21 protein-coding genes are annotated in these 22974 nt (G+C 39.1%); 15 read left to right on the top strand and 6 right to left on the bottom strand.

Annotated features, from left to right (window positions below; genetic code table 11):
- Positions 1–86 precede the first annotated feature (86 nt).
- Complete coding sequence (locus AC2S94_RS08590) at positions 87–1823, bottom strand: TonB-dependent receptor (protein WP_484628198.1); 1737 nt, start codon at positions 1821–1823, stop codon at positions 87–89.
- A 26-nt stretch (positions 1824–1849) separates the two neighbouring features.
- On the bottom strand, positions 1850–4870 hold the full coding sequence (locus AC2S94_RS08585; RefSeq protein WP_484628197.1) for a tetratricopeptide repeat protein: 3021 nt from the start codon (positions 4868–4870) through the stop codon (positions 1850–1852).
- Between the two features lie 249 nt (positions 4871–5119).
- Here AC2S94_RS08585 and AC2S94_RS08580 point away from each other — a divergent pair, with 249 nt between their 5' ends.
- The 3 genes from AC2S94_RS08580 to ppgK all read left to right on the top strand — a co-directional run bounded on the left by AC2S94_RS08580 (position 5120) and on the right by ppgK (position 6823).
- Positions 5120–5803, top strand: a complete 684-nt coding sequence (locus AC2S94_RS08580; protein WP_484628196.1) for a cell division ATP-binding protein FtsE — start codon at positions 5120–5122, stop codon at positions 5801–5803.
- Positions 5803–5982, top strand: coding sequence for a hypothetical protein (locus AC2S94_RS08575; protein WP_484628195.1), 180 nt, complete (start codon positions 5803–5805; stop codon positions 5980–5982). Before AC2S94_RS08580 ends, AC2S94_RS08575 begins: the two co-directional genes overlap by 1 nt.
- Before the next feature lie 94 nt (positions 5983–6076).
- Positions 6077–6823 (top strand): polyphosphate--glucose phosphotransferase, encoded by a 747-nt coding sequence (gene ppgK / locus AC2S94_RS08570; protein WP_484628194.1) that lies wholly within the window; start codon positions 6077–6079, stop codon positions 6821–6823.
- Positions 6824–6848: 25 nt separating this feature from the next.
- Here the strand turns inward: ppgK and AC2S94_RS08565 are convergent, their stop codons facing one another.
- Together AC2S94_RS08565 and typA are read right to left on the bottom strand one after the other, a co-directional pair.
- Positions 6849–7757: an EamA family transporter gene (locus AC2S94_RS08565; protein ID WP_484628193.1), complete on the bottom strand. Its 909-nt coding sequence runs from the start codon at positions 7755–7757 to the stop codon at positions 6849–6851.
- A gap of 131 nt (positions 7758–7888) precedes the next feature.
- The gene (gene typA, locus AC2S94_RS08560) at positions 7889–9691 is read right to left on the bottom strand and encodes a translational GTPase TypA (protein ID WP_484628192.1); all 1803 of its coding nucleotides are present in this window, start codon (positions 9689–9691) and stop codon (positions 7889–7891) included.
- A 360-nt stretch (positions 9692–10051) separates the two neighbouring features.
- Between typA and AC2S94_RS08555 the strand changes: the two genes are divergently transcribed.
- Positions 10052–10600 (top strand): CHRD domain-containing protein, encoded by a 549-nt coding sequence (locus AC2S94_RS08555; protein WP_484628191.1) that lies wholly within the window; start codon positions 10052–10054, stop codon positions 10598–10600.
- A 51-nt stretch (positions 10601–10651) separates the two neighbouring features.
- On the opposite strand, the gene AC2S94_RS08550 is transcribed toward AC2S94_RS08555, so the two are convergent.
- Positions 10652–11137 carry a DinB family protein gene (locus tag AC2S94_RS08550; protein WP_484628190.1) on the bottom strand — a complete coding sequence of 162 codons (486 nt, stop codon included), beginning with the start codon at positions 11135–11137 and terminating at the stop codon, positions 10652–10654.
- Positions 11138–11252: 115 nt separating this feature from the next.
- Here AC2S94_RS08550 and kdsA point away from each other — a divergent pair, with 115 nt between their 5' ends.
- From kdsA to AC2S94_RS08520, 6 genes are all read left to right on the top strand, one after another.
- Complete coding sequence (gene kdsA / locus AC2S94_RS08545) at positions 11253–12071, top strand: 3-deoxy-8-phosphooctulonate synthase (RefSeq protein ID WP_484628189.1); 819 nt, start codon at positions 11253–11255, stop codon at positions 12069–12071.
- Positions 12072–12253: 182 nt separating this feature from the next.
- A complete protein-coding gene (locus tag AC2S94_RS08540; RefSeq protein WP_484628188.1) occupies positions 12254–13561 on the top strand; it encodes a mechanosensitive ion channel in 1308 nt (435 codons plus the stop codon).
- Positions 13562–13747: 186 nt separating this feature from the next.
- Positions 13748–14902 carry a hypothetical protein gene (locus AC2S94_RS08535; RefSeq protein WP_484628187.1) on the top strand — a complete coding sequence of 385 codons (1155 nt, stop codon included), beginning with the start codon at positions 13748–13750 and terminating at the stop codon, positions 14900–14902.
- Between the two features lie 20 nt (positions 14903–14922).
- Positions 14923–16554: a BCCT family transporter gene (locus AC2S94_RS08530; protein ID WP_484628186.1), complete on the top strand. Its 1632-nt coding sequence runs from the start codon at positions 14923–14925 to the stop codon at positions 16552–16554.
- A complete protein-coding gene (locus tag AC2S94_RS08525; RefSeq protein ID WP_484628185.1) occupies positions 16551–17405 on the top strand; it encodes a universal stress protein in 855 nt (284 codons plus the stop codon). Before AC2S94_RS08530 ends, AC2S94_RS08525 begins: the two co-directional genes overlap by 4 nt.
- A gap of 105 nt (positions 17406–17510) precedes the next feature.
- Positions 17511–19439, top strand: a complete 1929-nt coding sequence (locus AC2S94_RS08520) for a redoxin domain-containing protein (RefSeq protein WP_484628184.1) — start codon at positions 17511–17513, stop codon at positions 19437–19439.
- A gap of 70 nt (positions 19440–19509) precedes the next feature.
- Here the strand turns inward: AC2S94_RS08520 and AC2S94_RS08515 are convergent, their stop codons facing one another.
- Positions 19510–20337 (bottom strand): endonuclease/exonuclease/phosphatase family protein, encoded by an 828-nt coding sequence (locus AC2S94_RS08515; protein WP_484628183.1) that lies wholly within the window; start codon positions 20335–20337, stop codon positions 19510–19512.
- 124 nt (positions 20338–20461) lie between these two features.
- Here AC2S94_RS08515 and AC2S94_RS08510 point away from each other — a divergent pair, with 124 nt between their 5' ends.
- The 5 genes from AC2S94_RS08510 to AC2S94_RS08490 all read left to right on the top strand — a co-directional run bounded on the left by AC2S94_RS08510 (position 20462) and on the right by AC2S94_RS08490 (position 22946).
- Complete coding sequence (locus tag AC2S94_RS08510) at positions 20462–21103, top strand: hypothetical protein (protein WP_484628182.1); 642 nt, start codon at positions 20462–20464, stop codon at positions 21101–21103.
- Positions 21100–21411, top strand: a complete 312-nt coding sequence (locus AC2S94_RS08505; RefSeq protein WP_484628181.1) for a winged helix-turn-helix domain-containing protein — start codon at positions 21100–21102, stop codon at positions 21409–21411. Before AC2S94_RS08510 ends, AC2S94_RS08505 begins: the two co-directional genes overlap by 4 nt.
- An 82-nt stretch (positions 21412–21493) precedes the next feature.
- Positions 21494–21817, top strand: a complete 324-nt coding sequence (locus AC2S94_RS08500; RefSeq protein WP_484628180.1) for a hypothetical protein — start codon at positions 21494–21496, stop codon at positions 21815–21817.
- 25 nt (positions 21818–21842) lie between these two features.
- On the top strand, positions 21843–22130 hold the full coding sequence (locus AC2S94_RS08495) for a hypothetical protein (protein WP_484628179.1): 288 nt from the start codon (positions 21843–21845) through the stop codon (positions 22128–22130).
- A gap of 45 nt (positions 22131–22175) precedes the next feature.
- Complete coding sequence (locus AC2S94_RS08490; protein WP_484628178.1) at positions 22176–22946, top strand: oxygenase MpaB family protein; 771 nt, start codon at positions 22176–22178, stop codon at positions 22944–22946.
- Positions 22947–22974: the final 28 nt, after the last annotated feature.

Genomic DNA, 22974 nt, shown 5'->3' with positions numbered 1-22974 from the left:
GATTAAGATAAAATCGACACGATAGTTATTAAAAATAAATAAGCCTCTCATTTGAGAGGCTTATTCTATAAAATTTTGTCCGGGATTTAATCCCAATCGAATTTATACGTCACTCCAGCCAACGCCTGAATACCCTGTACATCATAATCCATCCATTTCTGATAATTATTATCCAGTAGGTTACTTCCTTTTACGAAAGCAGATAGACGGTCATTGAATCTATAACCTAAGTGCGCATTGGCATCAAAATAACTATCTAAAGTTACGATTGGATCATTAAAAACCAGGCTTATAGACCTGTTCTCATCCTTACGCTCCCCAACATAAAACAAGTTTACACCAGTATACCATTTTTCAGTGATCTGGTAATCTGCATTAAGGCTTGCTTTCATGGTTGGCAAATTCCAGGCTTCCGCCTGTGTATCTGTACTATAATCAAAGAATTCAGCATTGATCCCTAATCTGAAATTTCTATTTACATCTACATTCAGTTCAGAATAGAAAGAAAGTGTATTCACATCATCATAAACCACTTCAAAGCTGTTACCGTATGTATAAGGCTCGCCTTCTAAGGTAGACGCATCATAATTGCGTTTGAAAAGCGCTTTATTGTATTGCGATTGATAACTTGCTCTTACGTTATAGGAAACCGCATTGCTCAATTTACCTTTACCACCAAGATATCCTTTGTACTCATTATCTGTAGGCATGATATTAAGAGTTGGAGAAACATAAGGATTCTGCTGATAGAAATTATAATAAGAATTCTGTTCCAGGTCTCCCTCTACTCCTGCGTACGCTGTAAAATAATCTCCAGCCAGCCTGTAGCTTGCATTTACCGCAGGATAAATATAAAAGCTACCATCACTACCTTCCACATCCATTCCATATACGAAATTCACCCCAAGATTAATGCTCAGGTCATCTCTTAAGATCAGCAAACTCGGAGTTATATTAAAGTTCATGAAAGTATAATCATAACCAACATTTGAATCATATCTACGGTCAAATTTTCCATTTACGATATCAGCGCCAACTTTTGTAGTGATCAATTCTTCAGCAATCTCGAGTTCAAAAAGTCCGTCGGCATTAAAATGATTTTCCGCTGTGCTAAAAGCATCTCCAGAATGACGAAAACGAGCATTGGCGCTATTGAAAAAGGAATCGTACAACTCAATTTCACTACCAACATAAACGGAGTAATAATTTTGCGACGGGTCAATACTATTTAATGTAGGATCGTTACCCGGATCTGCCGGGATATTATAATCTGGCAATCCGTACCAGTTGAAAAGCTGATGCTCTCCTCCTACTTCAGCCATCCACGAAAGATCTCTGTTTCTAGTATTATAGTTCAGGTTTAGCTCTGTATCGTAGAATTTATCATCCAGATATACATTCTCAATTCCTCCCTGGGAAGAATTATGAGTCAGAAAGACTCCGAAATTACTGCTTCTGTCTATTTCCAGGTTGGAATAGAATTCCGCCAGGACATTAGAATAATTTCCAAATCCTAAAGTTGCATAATTGTCATAAACCTTTGGAGGTCTCACGCGTTCCACCGTGGTTGCTCGCCCTTTTACCGGAGTAAAGGTTGAAGCCACAGGAACCGAAAATATTGAATATTGCACCGGTTTTTTCTGAAGGCTTACAGAATCGCTTTTACTTGGAGTTGCTTTTATCTTGCTAGCGTCTCTTACAGACGGCGTATATGGTTTAACTACGGTTACTGTTTCGCTCCCTATAGGATCCTGGGCGTAAAGGATCCCACTAAATATGAACAGGCTAAAAAACAGACTTTTCTTGATTGCTCTAAATCGCATATAGCAGTGAATCTATTAGATTAAGTTTAGTTATTTGTTTCTACAGAAGAATTGGTCTTTGCTTCCTGGGCTTTGATCCTGGATAATTCGGCTTGTGCTTCTTTTACCACTTCTGGATATTTCTGAAAATTCTTGGTTACGTTTTCCAGAATATAAGTTGCCTGGTAAGCATCTCCAAGAGCGTAAAAGTTCTTAGCCATAAGTACAAGTCCTTTTGCTCCCCATAATTTATATCCTGAAAAATCTTTAGCCAGCACCTGTACGGCAGCATTTGAAGCTTCATAATTACCATCCTTGTTTTTAAAGTAAGCATCGTAATAAAGTGCTTCTGCACCTAGTTCCCCGGTCGCAGTTTTCTGCACTTCTTTATAAGCTGAACGTGCTTTGTTATCATTCCCTGATTGGATCGCCGCTCTGGCAACCATAATCCTGGCATCATTACGTGCAGCAGCTTCAGCGGTAGAATTATTCAATACTTTTTCAGCGTATTCATTCGCTTTATTGAAATTACCTGTTTCGTAATAAGACTTCATCAGGTTTTGCTGAGCGAATACCACATTTTGCTCATTATCTGCCTGCTTTTCTAATTTTTCAAGTAAAGGCAGTGCCTGAGAATAATCCTTTTTCTCGAGGTAAATCTGGGATAATCTTGCCAGGGCCTGTTCCGAAAATTCATTCTTAGGCTTAGAGGTTACATATTTATAATTCGGAATGGATTTTTCAACCTGTCCTTCTCTATAATACAATTGCGCCAGGTAGAAATTGGCATTGATCGAATGAATTCCATTAGGGAAATTCTGAATATACTTTTCAAAATTTGCGATCGCCTTGGCGTTATTATTATTCAGGTATTGATTTTCTGCCGCTTCATAAGTGGTGTTATCAAGATCTGAATCACTCACTTCCACAAAATCAATATTTCTTACCCAGTTTGCATATTCATCGGTTCTACCAAGATCTACATAAACGTTCCTGGCGGTAGATACGGCCTGCTTTGCTTCCGGAGTATTTGGATATTCCGCAACGATCTTTCTTAATCTTTCAAGAGCTTTATTCCCTTCATTGTTGTTATAATAAATAAGACCTTGTCTCAACATGGCTTTAGGAACCAGCGCGCTTTCCGGAACATCTCTTATCAACCTGTTATAAGATTGAATTGCCTGGCCGGTGTTATTAGTAGCCACATAAGTATTTCCTAGCTCATACATCGCGTCGTCCCGGTAAGGCGAACGTGGATATTTCCCGGTAAAGCTGTTCAGTTCCTCAATCTTGGTATCATTTCTATTCACAAAACCGTAGCTAATCGCTTTCTGAAAAGCTGCATAATCAGCATTACTCACTCCATTATTAATGGCATTTTGATAAGCTTCCATAGCCGGCCAGTACTGGCTGGTCACGTAGTAAGTATCACCAAGTCTTAGCAAGGCATCATTTTTCTTAGCTCCTTCAGCATTTGCACTGGAAGCATAGGATTTGAAATAATTTACAGCCTGAGAATAATCATTCTTTTTAAAATAGGCATAACCAATATTATAGTCCAGATCTTCATATTCATCTGTATTTCTTGCCGCGCTCATTCCTTTGAATTCGCGATAACCCAGAATGGCATCATCCATTCTATTGATATTGTATTCACTTTCGGCTTTCCAGAAAGTTGCTCTGGCGGTGATATTCTGGTCTCTAGGCTCTTTTAATGCTTTATCGAAATTCTCGATAGCCCCGTAATAATCTCCTTCTTCAAAAAGTTCCAGTCCGTAGTAATAAGCCACTTTCTGATACGCCTGCTTATCGCTGAAATTCCTGTTATTCTCCAGCAATCTCATCGCTTCCTCGTAATTCTTGGAAGTGATAAAAGAATCGATAAGCAGAGTTTCCATTTCCTGGCGCTTATCTGAATCTGGATATTTGTTCAGGTAATTGATTAAAACCTGCGACGGACTCTCGTAAGAGTTCCCGATCTCGTAGCTAAGCTTTGCATAATTAAGCATCGCATCCTGCTGGATCTTTGCATCAAAATCCATTTCGCTAGCATTTTTGAATGCATTCAAAGCCTGCTGTTTTTGATCGGACTCCAGGTAAGATTGCGCTAAATGATAATAAGCATTCTGCGCGATGGCATTTTTCCCGTCTACGATCTTGTTAAACTCATTGATCGCCGCTTCATAATTTCCCTGCTTGTAATAAGCATATCCTAACTGGTAATAATCTGTATTGTTCCATTTTCCGCGCAGTCCGTTGTATCCTTTCAAATAAGGAATTGCTTCTTCATATTTTTCAAGGTTGAAATAACTTTCCCCGATAATCTTGTTCAATTGTGGGATTTCCTGGCGATTCGCCTTTGGAAGCTGTTCCAAACCCTGTTCGATAGCTTTTTCAAAATTCCCCAGCTTGAAGTTCATATCCGCCTGGAAATAGGAGAGATCTTCGGTATAACGATCATTCCCTTTTACTTCTTCAAAATATTCATTCGCTTCTTCGTAATCGTCACCTTCATAAGCGATATATCCTAGATAATATTTGGCTTGTGCTCCATACTCCTTGGAATCACGAACACGATTTAAATAAGTTTGAGCTTCATCAAACTGGTTAGACCTGAAGTATGCATAACCATTATTGAAATAAAAACGCTCCCTGTCTTTGCGGCTCATAGCTTTCTCATCTACTCTATCGTACCATTTTCTGGATAAAGAATATTTTCCTGTTTGAAAGTAATAATCGGCTACATCCAGGTAAGCTGAATTGGTTTTAGTACTAGTGGGATATCTGGTCACAAAATTTTCCATCAACCTGTCTGCACCAGGCTGATTCAATCTTACCGCAGCATTGGCGATATAATAGGCTGCGTCTCCCTTGATCTTTTCATCATTGGTATCATCCTTAACCTCATCAAAAAGTTTCTGGGCCGCCAGATATTGTTCATTATTATATAATTCCAAAGCACGGTTAAAGTCGACTAACGCGTGAGTATATGCAGCTGTTTGCTGACAAATACCGGAAAATGAGATAGATATAAAAACGACTAGCAGATAAGCTCTCTTAAGTGTCATTTATTGTATTTTAGATTGGAATTCAAAGATAATTTAAAGCTTGCTTCTATAACGCTGAGAAAGTTTTATAATTATGTTAATGGAAAAAAAAGTATGTAAGCACCTGCTGAAAAATGTATATTTGGATGCTTAAACCGGGAAACTGATCCTCATAAGATCTACTTATTTTTCACAATAAAACTATGATTCTAGGGTTCTATCCCGGAGCTGAAATACGAATTGAAAATACTGAATTAAACCAATAACTTCATGCCTGAAACTGTTCTGGAACTAAAAAACGCGGCCATCTACCAACGTGAAAGCCTAATTTTATCTGAAGTAGACGTAACTGTTTATAAAGGTGATTTCGTTTACCTTATCGGGAAAACCGGAACAGGAAAAAGTAGTTTCATGAAAACTCTTTACGGAGATCTACCCCTTACCGAAGGTGAAGGCCAAATTGTGGATTTCAACCTTAGAACACTAAAGGAAAAAGATATTCCATTTCTGCGCAGAAAACTTGGTGTGGTATTTCAGGATTTCAAATTACTTACCGATAGAAATGTAAAGGACAACCTTTTGTTCGTTTTAAAAGCAACCGGCTGGAAAGACAAAAAAGGTATGGACAGCAAGATCGATGAAGTACTGGATAAAGTAGGCATGAAGACCAAAGGCTTTAAATTTCCTTACCAGCTTTCTGGAGGTGAGCAGCAGCGTGTTGCTATCGCCAGGGCTTTGCTTAACGACCCGGAATTAATTCTGGCAGATGAGCCTACCGGAAACCTGGATCCGCAGACTTCGGTAGAAGTCATGGAAGTGCTTCAGGAGATAAGTAGAAATGGAAATACCATTCTTATGGCAACTCATGATTATGCACTTCTTCTTAAATATCCTTCCAAAACTTTGAAATGTGATGGACAGCGCGTATTCGAGGTGGTGCAGAAATCTGTTTAATGAAAAATAAAAAGGCTGCATGGATCGTATTGGTATTATCAGTAATTCTGATAATCGCGAATTTGTGGCATGCTTATCCAGACGATTTTGATACCGGATTCTTTCTTCGCATCATCGCCAATATTCTCATTCTTATTTCCATGATCGTTTCGGTGAACAACAAGAATACTGAAGCTTAGAAATCATATAATTGATTTAAAAATTTAAACATTCCTCCAAATTTCTTCCTGAAGAATATCATTTTTGATAACTTGTAAGTCTTCAAATTATTCAATGGAAATACTGGGAATAGACATAGGTGGTTCAAGTCTAAAAGGAGCCATAGTGGATGTAAACACAGGAGAACTGAAAACTTTGACGCATCGAATTCCGACTCCTGCAAATAGGGAGCCTCAAGGAATAGCAAATGCCGTAAAAGAAATGGTGGCCCGTTTCAATTATGATGGGATGGTTGGATGTGGATTTCCAACAATTGTAAAAAAAGGTATTTGCAAACACGAAGGAAACCTTAGCAAAAAATGGTTGAATGTAGATGTGGATTCCCTATTTGAAGAAATTACAGGGCTAAATTTTACCGTGATAAATGATGCAGATGCGGCAGGACTTGCAGAAGTAAAATTTGGAGCAGGGAAAAACGCAGATGGATTTATCCTGATGATTACCGTGGGAACTGGATTGGGAAGCGGTGCTTACCTTAATGGAAAACTTATCCCGAATTTTGAACTCGGCCAGATCCCTTATCGCGAATTTGAAAAGATCGAAGAATGGGCAGCTTCTTCCATTAAAACCGAACAGAATCTAAGCTATAAAGAATGGGCTTTGAGATTCAACAAATTCCTGAACTACATTCATAAAATTTTGAACCCCGACGCCATTCTAGTTGGAGGGGGAATTTCCAACGATTGGAAAAAGTTCGAAAAATATCTTGAAGTAGATACAAAACTGGTCCCGGCTGAATTAAGAAACAGTTCCGGAATTCTGGGGGCAGCACTTGCCGCGCATCAGAATTATACCGGTTAAACTTTCTAAGTTTAGCTATACCGAATCAATCGGCTTTAACCTTAACATGCTTACTTTTCTTCAGGTTCATTTGAACCACAGCCAGTAATATCAGAACAATTCCGAGCCATTGCGCCAGGTCAACCTGTTCATTCAGTAAAAAATATGCCATTAGCACTGCTGCTGGTAATTCAATTGAGGAAATAATAGCCCCTAAACCAACATCGATTTTTGGCATTCCGGCGGTGTATAAAAGTGGTGGCAGAATAGTTCCAAAAAGAGCCAGTATCAAGCCCCAGCTTCCAAAAATATCGATATTAAAACCTGAGATCAAAGATGGAAATGTTATCAAACTAACTACTATAAAACCACCCAGCATCATCCATAAGCTTCTTTTCAGAGAATGCAGTTCAAGCGAAACAGTATTGGAACAGTAAATGGTACCGGTATAAGACATAGCAGCCAGCATACCCCAGCCAATTCCTCTCCAGTCAATTTCAAAAGAATCTTTTAAAACATTCGTTGCCAGCAAGGTTCCGGTTAAAATCGCGATAACCGCAATAATCTTTTTCATTCCCGGAAATTTTCTCTTTACGATGGTCTCCAACACGACACCCATCCAGACACTTTGCATAAGCATGACAATTCCAATAGAAACGGGAATATATTTTACGGCGAGATAGTAGAACATGCTGGTAAAACCTAAAGTGGTACCCGCGGCAATCAATTTCATCTTACTACGCTTTCTGGAAATTCCGGTAACGGCATTATCTTTTTTACGCACGAAGAGGTTGATGACTAAAAGTCCTATAAGACCGAGAGCCATCTGTGAGAAAGTAACTTCCTGGGAAGTATAGCCATCTTGATAAGCTAATTTTACAAAGGTGGTAAGCATACCGTAACTACATGCGCCCAGCGCAACCAGGATCGCTCCTTTTAATACAGATTTATCCATTTTCTACAGAATATTTTCAGAAACCTATCGGAGAATTTTTAATAATCACCGAAAGATGAAGTCTCCAGTGCAGTTTAACCGCACAAAAAAGCCCACCTTCCGGCAGGCTTTTCAATAATATATAATTTCAATTAGATCGCTTTGGATCTTTTTCTTTCATTTTCAGTCAATAGAACTTTTCTAAGTCTAAGGTGATTCGGAGTAACTTCAACATATTCATCTTTCTGAATATATTCCAGTGCTTCTTCTAAAGAAAACTTAATCGCAGGTACGATCTTCGCTTTATCATCTGCTCCTGAAGATCGCACGTTAGAAAGCTTTTTGGTTTTCGTGATGTTCACCACCATATCATCCTGACGTGAATTCTCCCCGATCACCTGGCCTTCGTAAATATCCTCTCCCGGATCTACAAAGAATTTACCTCTGTCCTGAAGTTTATCAATAGAATAAGGAATCGCTTTACCTTTTTCCATAGAAACCAAAGAACCATTCTGGCGCTCAGGAATCCCTCCTTTTAACGGCTGGTATTCTTTATATCTGTGAGCCATGATCGCTTCACCTGCAGTTGCAGTAAGCAATTGGTTTCTTAGACCGATGATACCTCTGGATGGAATAAGGAACTGGATGTTCATTCTTTCTCCCTTTGCTTCCATGCTCAGCATCTCCCCTTTTCTCATGGTCACCATTTCTACAGCTTTTCCTGAAACATCTTCCGGAAGATCTATCGTAAGTTCCTCAACAGGTTCGCACTGAACTCCGTCAATTTCCTTAATGATAACCTGTGGCTGACCTATCTGAAGTTCGTAGCCTTCACGTCTCATGGTTTCAATAAGAACAGATAAGTGAAGTACACCTCGACCGTATACAAGGAATTTATCGGCACTATCGGTTTCGTTTACACGAAGCGCAAGGTTCTTCTCAAGTTCTTTGTAAAGTCTTTCCTTAATATGTCTAGAAGTAACGAACTTACCATCCTTTCCAAAGAAAGGAGAATCGTTGATCGTGAAAAGCATACTCATGGTTGGCTCATCGATCCTGATAGTTTTAAGGCCTTCAGGATTTTCAAAATCGGCAACAGTATCACCAATCTCAAAACCTTCCAGTCCTACCAGCGCACAAATATCACCTGCCTGAACAGATTCTACTTTTCTACGTCCCAGTCCTTCAAAAGTATGTATCTCTTTGATCTTTGTTTTCTTAATGCTTCCGTCACGCTTCACAAGAGAAACCTGCTGGTTTTCTTTCAACGTTCCTCTTTGTAAACGTCCAATTGCGATACGCCCTGTAAAAGAGGAGAAGTCTAAAGATGTGATCAACATTTGCGGAGTTCCTTCAAGGTCTACTTTAGGCGCAGGAATATGTTCCATCACCATATCAAGAAGAGGCTCAATGTTATCAGTTTCATTTCTCCAGTCGTCACTCATCCAGTTGTTCTTCGCCGAACCGTAAACGGTTGGGAAATCCAGCTGCCATTCTTCAGCACCAAGTTCAAACATAAGGTCAAAGACCTTTTCATGAACTTCTTCCGGAGTACAGTTTTCTTTATCAACTTTATTTACCACCACACATGGCTTCAAACCAAGGTCGATTGCTTTCTGCAAAACGAAACGGGTTTGCGGCATTGGTCCTTCAAAAGCATCTACCAACAATAGAACACCGTCGGCCATGTTTAGTACACGTTCCACTTCTCCACCAAAATCGGCGTGACCAGGAGTATCAATGATATTGATCTTGGTATCTTTATAAGTTACCGAAACGTTCTTGGAAGTAATGGTAATTCCACGTTCTCTTTCAAGGTCATTGTTATCCAGGATAAGTTCACCCGTAGACTGGTTATCACGGAACAATTCACAGTGATGCATAATTTTATCAACCAGGGTAGTTTTACCGTGGTCAACGTGTGCGATAATCGCGATATTTCTAATAGCTGTCATGAAGCCTTATTTTTAAGGCTGCAAATGTACAGCTATTTTTCGCTAAACAAGCGTTGTTTTAAAAGATTTTAATTTACTGATAATCAATATGTTTAAAACCAAATTTAATATCCGCCTCTTCATTCAGATTGCTGAAATCTGCAGGAATTGGCGAAAGCTTAAAAACTCTCCTAAAAAAGTTAATTTCAAAATATCGTGATTTTTCAAATTTCATCGCTAGTTAACTGATGTCCAAACAGATTAAAATTTAAATGAATTTCGTCACTGTTAAACCTGAAAACTTATCCTGTTAAAGGCTTTTAAATTATTTGAATAGGCCTCTTCTGAATTCTAGTTTTGAGCCAAACAAAATGAATTATTATGAAAATTATTAAAGGTTTATTTCTATCTGTTCTTGCACTTGGGATTGCAAGTTGTGATGACGACGATGACAATGAGAACATGGAAACGATGATGTCTTATGAAGCTCAATTAGGATCTATAAACGATTCTGGAGCTAGCGGTACGGCAACCGTAACTGTTCAGGGTGATATGCTAACTGTGAATGTTATAGCTCAGGGAATGGTTCCAAACGAAGCTCACCCTCAGCATATTCACGGATTATCTAATGGAGAGGATGCTACCTGTCCTCCTGCATCCGCAGATACAGATGATGATGGTATCATTACGATTCCTGAAGGTGCTCCATTTTATGGGGAAGTTCTTCTTCCTTTAGATGATTTCCCAATGGCCGATGCCGACGGAAACATTTCTTATGAAAAAACTTTCATGCTTGGAGAAAACGGTGTTCCTACTGCTGAAGAACTTGATGACCTTGATGACAGGGTGATCGTTCTACACGGACTGAATAATAATGATGAGTATGTAGCTACAATTCCAGTTGCCTGTGGCGAGCTGGATGATATGTAGTATTATGACTAACCAATTATTGAAAACCGCCTTAATGGCGGTTTTTTTTATTTAAGATTCATCGGCAGAAGGACCATAAGTTGATGGTACTGAAATATCCAGCAACCTGAAATAAACCCCAAGTTGTGCCCTATGATGTGGAAACTGGTTCATTACTATAGACTGCAAAACATTGAATTTTGGCATTTCCATGGCCGTTTCACCATTTACGATCATCTTCCAGGTTTTTCTATATTCTTCATCCGGTTTTTGCAGAGCTTTTTCAGCTTCAGCATTATTTTCTTTTAATAATTCGATAATTTCTTTAATTGAATCTTTTGCCGGTGATTTATATCCGGTGAGATCCATACTGTGCTTTTCCATCGTAGCAGTGATCCATGCCGGGATTTCTGCAAGGTGATTCGCCAGTTCCTTTATGCTCATAGACTTTTCATGAGGCCTCCACCCCATTTCATCTTCCGGAATCCGTTTAAGAAATTTTTCAGTTAGTGCTACTTCCTGCTGCAATTGGGGGATCAGAAATTCATGAATTTTCATAACCTTGTTATTAAATTAAAAGACCTTCTAATTTAAGGAAAATTAGCCGACGAGAAATTTTATTCAAATTGGAACACGCTATTAATTCAGTTATCTTTGCCACAAATTATAAGAAATGGATCTAAGCAAAATTCCGAACCTGAAACATATCAATTCCAATAATTTCTTTCTTCTTTCCGGCCCTTGTGCGATAGAAGATGAAGAAATGGCCCTGAGGATTGCAGAAAAAGTGGTGGATATTACCGATAAACTCGAAATTCCTTATGTATTTAAAGGTTCATTTAAAAAAGCAAACCGAAGCAGAATTGACAGTTTCACGGGTATAGGTGATGAAAAGGCGCTAAAGATCCTGCGTAAGGTTTCTGAAACTTTCAATATCCCAACCGTTACCGATATTCATGAAATTTCAGACGCCAGCCTGGCTGCTGAATATGTAGACGTTCTTCAAATTCCTGCTTTTCTGGTTAGACAAACAGATCTTGTGGTTGCCGCGGCCGAAACCGGTAAAGTAGTCAACCTGAAAAAAGGCCAGTTTATGAGCCCGGAAGCTATGAAACATGCGGTGACCAAGGTGACCGATTGCAATAACGAGCAGGTAATGGTAACCGACCGTGGAACTATGTTCGGCTACCAGGATCTTATCGTTGATTTCCGCGGAATTCCAACCATGCGTGAATTTGCACCAACGGTTCTTGATGTTACCCATTCTTTACAACAACCCAACCAGAGTAGCGGAGTTACTGGAGGCAGGCCAGATATGATTGAAACCATTGCTCGCGCAGGTATTGTAAATAAAGTAGATGGATTGTTCATCGAAACGCATTTTGATCCTGCAAATGCTAAAAGTGACGGCGCCAATATGTTGGATCTAGCTCATCTCGAAAAATTATTGAGCAACCTGGTTGCCATCAGGAAAACGGTAAATTCTTTATAATTAAAAGCGCGGAGCCCTTTATAAATATTTGAATCCAGAAAATCTCTCTCGGGAGGTTTTTTTATAGCCCATCGTTAGAATATTAAGCTTTTACAAACAAAGGCTTAAACTATTGTTAATCAAATATTTGTTCCTTTTCATATGCAGTATATTAAGTGAAACTAACTTAATCAATATTAATTATGAAAAATGAACTGGAATATTTCGCGGAGAGAATTGGCAATTTTCTTCCCGATCTTATTGGTGCCTTACTTGTTCTTTTAATAGGATGGCTTATCGCTAAAGGAATAAAAGCATTAATAATCCGCTTGCTGAAAAAAACCCACTGGGATGAGAAAGTTTTATCCCGAACCAACGTAGGAGATTCCAACGTATTTATAGCTAACATTTTCTATTACGTGATCATGATCATTGTGATTATGGTGGTTCTGGAAATTCTTGGAGTCAACCAGGTTCTAACTCCTCTGGAAAATATGGTGGGAGAGTTCCTTGGCTTTATTCCAAATCTTGTAGGAGCAGTACTTATAGCTTTTATCGGATATTTACTGGCCAAATTTGTTTCCAACCTTATCAATATCACGGGAGGATTTCTGGACAGGCTTGTAGATAAAACAGGTTTTAAAGACACAACCCAGATCATTGACATTATCAAGAAGATCGTTTTTATCGTGATCTTTATACCTTTTCTTATTCAGGCCTTCAATGCCCTGGAACTGGAAGCGATTTCCGGACCGGCGAATGATATCCTTACAGATTTTACTAATCTCATAGGTGAGATTTTAATAGCAGCAGTGATCCTGATCATTTTTATCTGGGGAGGACGTTATCTGGCAAATTTCCTGGAAGACCTATTTAAAAGTTTAGGATTGGACAGAGCTGCTGAAAAGATCCAGATCCATAACATGATCGGTGCAAACCAGTCGCTTTCTAAGATCGTAGCAAACCTTATTTATTTTTTCCTTGTTTTCTTTGGAATAATCACAGCAGTAGATATCCTGGGACTTGAACATTTAAGCGAAACCCTGGATCAGATCCTGGAAGTGACAGGACAGATCATTTTTGGTCTCATCATACTTGCCGTTGGAAATTATATTTCCATGGTAATTTATAATACAATGAGTAAATCGCGTAGCAATAACTTTATTGCCAGCGTTGTTAGATGGGCTTCATTAGCGCTATTCCTCGCAATCGCATTACGCACCATGGGTATTGCCAATGAGATCGTAGAATTAGCTTTTGGTCTGATTCTAGGTGCGATCGCCGTTGCAGTGGCCCTCAGCTATGGACTTGGAGGTCGTGAAGCTGCAGGTGAACACTTTAAAGAGATCATTCAGAAATTCAAAGATGATAAATCCATAAAATCATCGAACACATCAGATTCAACTAACAGAGCATCATCTACCAATCCACCGAGAGATGTTAATGATCCTGCAAATCCGAACAATCCGGATAAGCCGGGAGATCCCAATGATCCCCGATTAGATCTATAATTCTATAAGTCCTGTGAATTCACAGGACTTTTTTATTTTCTATCTGGAAAGTTCAAAAATTTTAAACCTGAATTTGAAAAATTGCAGATCCGGCCGAATCCAAAAAAAATCTTAAAATTTAAAAACGCTTAGGTCTAAAGAGGGAAATTCGAAGTAAATTATCGCTTCAAGCAATATTTCCCTACAATGCGAAGACCTATTACTACTTTTTCCGGCGTTCCGCTGGTCACTATCCTATTATTACTGATGTTCCTTCCGGAATTTCAGTTACAGGCTCAGGAAAAACCTGAGATACATGTTGGAGGTGCGCTAAGATTCAATTACAATCTTTCTTCCTGGAAAGATGGTCAGAAAGAGCGCGGAGGTGATTTTGGCTATGATATGTTCCGGGTAAATTTTGATGCTGCCTGGAAAGACATTTACTTAAACGCCGAATATCGACTATATTCTGAAGCTTTTGGTGGCGGTTTTATGAAGCAGGGTTGGGTTGGATATAGATTCAATGAACGGGATGAGATCCAGGTTGGACTAAACCAGGTTCCTTTTGGAATTCAGCAATACAATTCACATAACTGGTTCTTTAACCTTACCTATTATTTTGGTCTGGAAGATGACCACGATATGGGTGTAAAGTACGTGCACGAGGGAGATAAATTTGAATACGATCTTGCATTTTACAAGAATTCAGAAGAGCTTCAGTTTGGTGGCGATACAGAAACATCTCCAAACAGGTATTCATATGATGTAGTTGGCCGAAATAAAGAAATAAATCAGTTCAATGGAAAGCTGATCTATAAATTTGGAGATAGCATTAAAAACCGGGTTGGTTTTTCCGCTCAATATGGCGGACTTTATAATCTTGACACAAAGAAGACCGGTTCGCACAATGGGTTGGCACTGCATTACGAGTTAGATTTCAGCAACTGGAATATAAAGCTGCAGGCGATGACGATCAATAATGACCCTAAAAATCTACCAGGAGAATCTGATGATATTCTGCAAATGGGAGCTTATGGAGTGCCTTATGAAGTTGCCGCCGATTTTAATATCTATACGCTGGCGTTCTCTAAAAGCATTCCGGTAAAGTTAGGCCCGATAAGCAACCTGGAGTTCTATAACGATTTTGGATATATGGATAAAAAACTGGATACTTTCGAAGATTCTTTTATGAACGTGACCGGTGTGCTGGTAAGCGCAGGTCATTTGTATACTTATATTGATTACGCAGCCGGATATAATCATTCCTGGCTTGGCGGAAATTTTGTAGACGATTTCTCTACGGGAAATCCTGACGCAAAATGGGAAGCCAGATTCAACATCAATATTGGCTATTATTTTTAATACTAACCGAATAAAATTTTATGGCAGAAAAAGTTACTAGAAGCGACGAAAAGAAATCAATATTTGGCCTGGAAGTGAATGGGCCTGTATTTTTCACTTCGTCTTTCATTATTATCGCAATCATTGCCCTGACGCTTATCTTTAAGAAACAGGCAGAAAGCTTCTTCTCTGAGTTACAAAATGGAGTGGCAGAAAATGCTGACTGGTTCTTTATTTTATGCATCAACCTCTTTTTAATATTTCTAATTTACCTGGCTGCAGGGAAATTCGGGAATATGAGAATTGGGGGTCAGAAGGCAAAACCTGAATTCAAAACACATTCCTGGTTCGCCATGCTTTTTAGCGCAGGGATGGGAATTGGATTATTATTCTTTGGAGTTGGAGAACCGGTAATGCATTTTAATTCACCTCCTACAGCTGATCCTGGGACCGCTGCGGCAGCCCAGGAAGCAATGAATTTCACATTTCTTCACTGGGGTTTTCATGCCTGGGCAGTTTACGCATTGGTAGGACTTTCGCTAAGTTATTTTACGTATACGCGGGGACTACCACTAACTATCAGGTCTATATTCTATCCTTTTTTGGGAGACAGGATTTATGGTAGAATTGGTGACATCATCGATATATTCGCAGTACTGGCTACCCTTTTTGGGCTGGCAACTTCGCTTGGGTTCGGAGTACAGCAGATTGCTTCCGGATTGAATCACGTTTTTGGATTGCCAGATGGGATTACCACACAGATCCTCATTATCGCAGTGATCACACTTATAGCTACGACCTCCGTGGTTCTGGGGGTTGATAAAGGGGTTAAAATTCTAAGTGAATGGAATATGCGAATTGCTGTAGTCCTTTTAATCCTCGCCTTGGTTTTAGGACCCACAATATTCATTTTCCGGTCTTTTGTAGAAAACACGGGAAGCTATCTATATAATTTCCTGGAGATCTCCACCTGGAGTGAAACATATACCAACGGCAGCTGGCAGAATGACTGGACCGTCTTCTACTGGGGTTGGTGGATAGGCTGGTCCCCTTTTGTGGGAATGTTCATCGCCAGGATCTCCAAAGGACGTACGATTCGGGAATTTATACTCGGAGTTTTACTTGTTCCTGCATTGGTGACCTTTTTCTGGATGTCAGCTTTCGGTAGCGTGGCAATAAACCAGATCATGTCTGGAAACGATGTTTTAAGCGAGGCGGTGAATAGTGATATCGCAACTGCTTTATTCGTATTTTTTCAGGATTACCCGTTAACAATGATTATTAATATCGTAGCGGTATTGCTAATCGCAGGTTTTTTCATTACCTCATCAGATTCAGGATCTTTAGTGATTGACAGTTTGACCTCAGGAGGAAAAATTGATGCTCCGGTGGGACAGAGAATCTTCTGGGCCGTAACCGAAGGAACCGTTGCTGCCGTACTTTTAGTGGGCGGAGGACTTCAGGCTTTGCAAACCGCCACCATTGTCACAGGATTACCTTTTGCGATCATACTCCTTATCATGTGTTATTCGCTATATAAAGGATTGAATGAAGACCATCGAAAACTTCAGGAGAAAAAATCTGAAAAGCAAATGGAGAATTACGAAGAGATCGTATCTGATATCGTGAATAAAAGGAACTTAAAAACTTCAGAAAATAAAGAGCAATCATGAAAAATATAGATAAAATACTGGTCGCGCTGGATCTTACTTCAACTGATGATGATCTAATTAAGTACGCCTCTTTCATGGCCGAAAAGATGAAACCATCAAAGGTATATTTTGTTCATAATATCAAGAAATATGAGATTTCAGAATTATTCCAGGAACAGTTAAAAAACCTTAACCTGGAAGAAGCGATTAGCGAAGAACTCGAGGAAAAGGTTTCCAGCTTATTTACCGCCGATATTTCCACGAAGGTTTTGATTTCAGAAGATCCGTATACGGAATCACTGGTAAGTTATATCGCCAGGAAGTACGCCATAGACCTGGTTATTCTGGGAAATAAAACCAAAGATAAAGGCACCGGTGTGGTTTCAGAAAAATTGATGCGCATGCTTAAATGTGATATTCTTTCCATTCCTTCTCAGGCAGGTTTAAAAATGGAAAATATCTGGACAGGTACAGATTTTTCAAGGGAATCAGTAAAAGCATTTAAAGTAGCCGAAAATATCAAGGAGATCACAAATGCGAAGATCACTGCCAGCCACATCTACAATGTCCCGGTGCAGTTTACTCCATATTTGGATAAGGAAGAAATGGTACCTAAGATCGAAAAACATACCCGGGAGAAATTCGAGAAATTTCTTAAAAAAAATAAGATCGAAAATACTGAGATCAGGATCATTCGTGGCAGAGACGTAAGCGTTGCTGAAAGACTTTCCCTGGAGGCTGAGAAAGCCGGCTGTGACCTTCTCGTAGTGGGTGATAAAGGTGGTAATGTATTTTCATCACTTCTGGTGGGAAGCGTGGCAGATGAACTATTCGACAGGAGCTTAAAAATACCACTATGGATCGCCAAGTAATTTTTCATCCCTAAACGTGAGCAGAAATAAGTTCTTCATTATTGATTGAAACTGCCTGAAATTCATTAGTTTTAGTAGTTCATTAATCAAAATAACAATCTATTTATGAAGAATTTGACCAAATTTATGGCACTTGCCGTACTGGTTTCTTTAATTGCCTGTGATGAAAAAAAGGAAAAAGAGGAAGGTATGGAAATGGGAAATCTTTACCTGTCTAAATCCAAACCACAACCGGGAGAAGAGGTTTTAATCAAGTACAATAATCCGGAATCTGAAGCACCTGAAGCAACCGTTAATTATCTCGTCGGAAAAAAGTATTATCCAACTGATATTCAACTGAAAGATTCTGCGAACGCACTTTATGGGAAGATCAGTATTCCAGATACCGTTCATGCCATGGCTTTTAATTTTAAATCTGGCGATAAGTATGACAGTAATGAGAAAAATGGCTATGTTTTTTCCTTGTATGATGAAGATGGAAATGAATTAAAAAAGTCTAAGGCCACTAAAGGTGTTTATTTTACTCGTGCGGCGAATTCTTTTGATGTAAAGCTGGAAAATGATTCGATCGCCGCGATCCTGGAAAATGCCATTAAGGAAGATCCGGAGATCGAAGAAAGTTTTGATGTGGACTATTCCAATGCCCTTATAGCTTCAAACAAGGAAAAAGGAGATAAATATATTAATAAGAGATTGGAGTATTATAAATCCAAGGACTCTCTGAATTATGAAAATTATGAAGCGCTGTCAGGATTGTATGCTCTAAAAAATGATAGAGCCAAGAATGATTCTATCTCAAAATTAGTAGCTGAAAAATTTCCGAAAAGTGAAATGGCCCGTCGCAGTTGGATGATCAAGGTTTTTGAGGCGGAGTCTTCTGACGAACAGGTCAAAGTGCTGGAAGATTTTGAACAAGTATTTGGATCTAAATCGGTTTACGAAAAAGACGTAATGCTACGTCTTATAGCTGCTAAATTTGCTGAAGAAGAGAACTGGGAAGCTTTTGAAAAATATGCTTCTCAAATAAATGATTCCCGAGAAAAAGCGAGACTCTACAATTCTACGGCCTGGAAGCTGGCAGAAGATGGCGAAAACCTGGACACCGCAGCAAAGATGTCTAAAGAATCTATCGATATCATTTCTTCAGCTACCGGAAACTATTCAGAAAAACCTGAGTTCTATTCTAATAAACAATATGATCGGGCAATGGAATGGAGCCATTCCTTGTATTCAGATACTTATGCCCTGATCCAGTTCAAGCAGGGGGACCTTGAAGGTGCGATCGCCACCCAGGAAGATGCACTTTCCAAAGAATCTGGAGCCGACATGACCACTAGATATGTGCAATATCTTGTCGAGGCTGGAAAATATAAGAAAGCCCAGGAGAAAGCAGCTGAATTTATCGCAGAAAACCGTGCAAATGCTGAAATGACCGATTATTTAAAAACAGCGTATGCCGAGAATGATAATTCCGAAGAATTTGAAACCTACCTTGCAAAGCTTGAGGAAAAAGCGACTAAGAAGTTCAGAGAAGATCTAAAGAAAAACATGTTGAGCGAAAAGGCAGAGGATTTTGAACTTACCGATCTAGATGGAAATATGGTAAAATTGAGCGACATGAGAGGTAAAACTGTTATTCTTGATTTCTGGGCTACCTGGTGCGGACCGTGTAAACAATCATTCCCCGGAATGCAGAAAGCGGTGGAAAAATATGACGATAATGAAAATGTGGAATTTCTATTCGTGAATACCTGGGAAGATGGTGAAACTCGTGAGAAAATGGTACGCGATTTTATAGAAGGTGAAAACTACGATTTTCATGTGATCATGGATCAACCTGTTGCTGAAGGAAGCCGTGATTTCACCACTACTTCCAATTTCGGGATCAATGGTATTCCAACTAAGATCATTGTTGGCCCTCAGGGAAAAGTGAACTTCAAGAAGGTTGGCTATAGCGGGAATAATGAAAAGATGCTGAAAGAGATCGGCATGATGATAGAATTGACACAGGAAAACAAATCGCCACAGGCATAAATTCAGAAATTAAATAAAAAAGCCCTGCCAATAGCGGGGCTTTTTTATTTAATACCGATTTAGATTTATTCTATTGAATGCTGGCAACAACCAGAATAGGAAAATGATCTGATGGGTACTTCAGGTCTTTAGAATCTGTAAGTACAGCAAACTTTTTAATACTGACTTTCTCATTACTAAAAATATAATCGATCCTTCTGGTAACCTTTTCGTCAAACTTGTAGCCATTAAAAGTTCCCACCGGTCCAAAAGTCAGCGCTGCTTTTTCTCTCGATCTCTCCAGTTCTTTCGATATAATTTCAATTCCTTCGGTTTGCGGTTCCAGGTTAAAATCTCCCATTAAAAATACCGCGATTTCATCTTTATTCAATTCTGCGATCTTTTTTAAGATAAGCCTGGAACTTTCCAGCCGTGCCTTTTCGCCAACATGATCAAAGTGCGTATTGAAAACATAGAATTCCTTTCCTGTTTCCTTATCCTGAAATAAAGCATAAGTACAGATCCTGTTAAAATCGGCATCCCATCCCCTGCTCACTTTTTCAGGAGTTTCGGATAACCAGAATGTATCTGAAGACAAAACCACCAGTTTGTCAACATTATACAGGATGGCGCTAAACTCACCTTTGTTTTCTCCTTCTCTGCCCACACCCAGTACTTTATAATTTTTCATATACCCGGAAAAATGATCCAGCTGAGACTTCACCGCTTCCTGTACTCCCAGGACATCAGGTTCATAAAATCGAATCTGATCTGTGATCCAGTCCTTTCTTTTAGACCAGCTGTTTTCGCCATCATTCTCATTTGCATACTTAATATTATAGGTCATCACCTTTAATTCCTGAGATTTTAAAGTTGGAATGCTGATCATCACAGCAATTAAAAAGGCCAGTTTCTTCATAACTTTTCAATTTTATATAAAGTTCGGAATTATCTGCGGAAAAGAAAGCACCAGCAAAATATTTAAAATTTAAGCGTTGATAATAAAAATTTTTATTTTACTTTGTTTTTCAAAGTACTTTAAAATGGAAAACGAAAAGTATCTTAAAGATCTCAGCGAGATCAAAAATATGATGAATCGCTCTTCGCGGTTCATATCCTTAAGTGGTCTTTCCGGAGTTTTTGCGGGATGCTATGCAATATTAGGAGCAATTGCTGCGAGAATTATCATTTCTGATAGCAGGGATCACAATTATGATTATGACGTAACAGCTTCAGAATATATAAACAGTGAACTTGTTCAGCAATTACTATTAATTGCCATCGTGGTGCTAATTCTGGCTATTAGTACCGCAATATTCCTAACCACGCGGAAAGCAAAAAAGAACGACCAAAAGATCTGGGACAGTACGAGCAAAAGGCTGGTCATTAATTTTTTCGCGCCTCTGGCGGCCGGTGGAGCTTTCTGCCTGGTACTTTTGCAGTATGGAATTATTGGTTTGATCGCCCCCTGCCTTTTAATTTTTTACGGACTGGCTTTAATTCACGCAAGTAAATATACCTTTGCAGACCTGAAAGGCCTGGGTTACGCAAATTTGTTACTCGGTCTTGTGGCCACACAGTTCATAGGTTTTGGATTATACTTTTGGGCAGTTGGTTTTGGACTCTTTCATATTATTTATGGCATTTGGATGCATAATAAATATGACAGAAAAAGTGCTGAATGAAGAATATAATTAGCAATATAAATAAGGCTTTTGATCATAGAATACGACTCGGAATCATGAGCGTACTGATGGTGAACGACCATGCTGATTTTAAAACTCTGAAAGAGCTGCTGGGAGCAACCGATGGCAATATCGCCAGCCACACCAAAGCACTCGAAAAGGAGAAATATATTAAAGTTGAAAAGTCTTTTATAGACAGAAAGCCGAATACAAGATATATAGCATCAGACAAGGGCAGAAAAGCGTTCCAGGAACATTTGGATGCACTGGAAAAACTCCTGAACACCAAAAGTGATTTGAAGAATTAAATTTAAATACGAATACGAACTATATTTTTTTATCAATCAACTTTGAATTTCAAAGTACTTAAATTAACTAAAAACTAAAATTATGACTTTACAAGATCCATTAAACTACAAAATTGAAACTGGTTTGCTTATTAAAAGAGCCATAAGCGCTGCCGCTATTGCTATTCTGCTAACCAGCTTCCTAATCATGATATTTGGAAACGAAGGAAACCTCATCTGGATTGCACTTACAACAACAGCTATCTCAGGATTCGGTGCGGGCATCTGCTATTATTTCCTCAATGACTTTTTCAAACCAAATGGCATCAGGAATGTGCTCGCCAAGATATGCTGCCTTTTGGTTTTCGCAGCCTCTTTCTGGCTTGCTTTGATCTTTGCACTTGCCCAGGTTGGACTTTGGGATTAATCATAATCAACTAAAAATACATATCATGAAAAACACAAGACTGATCATCATTTTAGGAATTGCTGCAGCAATCCTCTCTATCCCTTTCTTCGCCATGCAGCTTGGAGCTGAAGGTGTAGACTGGGATATCCGAGATTTTGTAATTATAGGAATACTGCTTTTTAGTACCGGGCTGGCAATAGAATATGCCTTAAGGAAATTACACACTATGAAAAGCAGAATCATTGCCTGCGCAATAATCCTAATTGGATTATTCCTAATCTGGGCTGAACTGGCCGTTGGAATCTTTGGTAGTCCCTTCGCCGGAAGTTAGAAATAGGCATCGAACTGCTTCAATTTAGAAATTAAAATTCGCATTATGGAGAAAGAAAATTTTGTTAGAAAAGATTCGATCGTTCGGGAGATCTGGGGGAAAAGCGATACTATTCTATTCATTTTCGCAGGCGCTTCCGCAGAATTTGCGCTGAATAAATCTGTAGACTGGCTCTATTATACCGGGAAACTTCCGCAAGACCCTCTGGGAAGACTGTTTTCTACAGTTTCCTACGCACGAGAAATCGTGTTTGCCAGTAAAGATTCCGCTATAAAAGCCATCCAGAGGATAAATCAGATTCATGGCTCTGTGGAAAATAAACGCGGAGCCACTATTCCAGACTGGGCGTATCGCGATGTTTTATTCATGCTGATCGATTATTCCATCAGGGCTTATGAAATTCTGGAAAAACCTTTAAGCCGATCAGAAAAGAAAGAGGTTTTCCAGGTATTCTGGGAAGTGGGAACCAGAATGAACATCAAAGGTCTTCCCGTTTCATTCGATGCCTACGAGAAAATGCGAAAATTGCACTTAGAGCAACACCTCTATTACGGTGATTTTTCTAAAGATCTATACCGGCAGTATCGTAAACATCTTGGATTTGTACGCTATCAATTGTTACTGGAAACCCAGATCATGATCGTTCCCAAACATGTGAGAAAATTGTTGGGACTACGAAGTTTTTCAGTGTTAAGCCCTGTAATTACCAGCTACAAATTAAGCAGACTCATTCATCTGGACCGGGTGCTAAAATCCCTGATCTTACCTGCAAATTATAAGGAAGAAATTAGATCACTGGATTACGGTGCTGCATAAAATCATTTCAGAGATCATCAATATTGAA

Source organism: Christiangramia pacifica (genome assembly GCF_057221535.1).
This window is presented reverse-complemented; position numbering and strand designations above follow the sequence as displayed.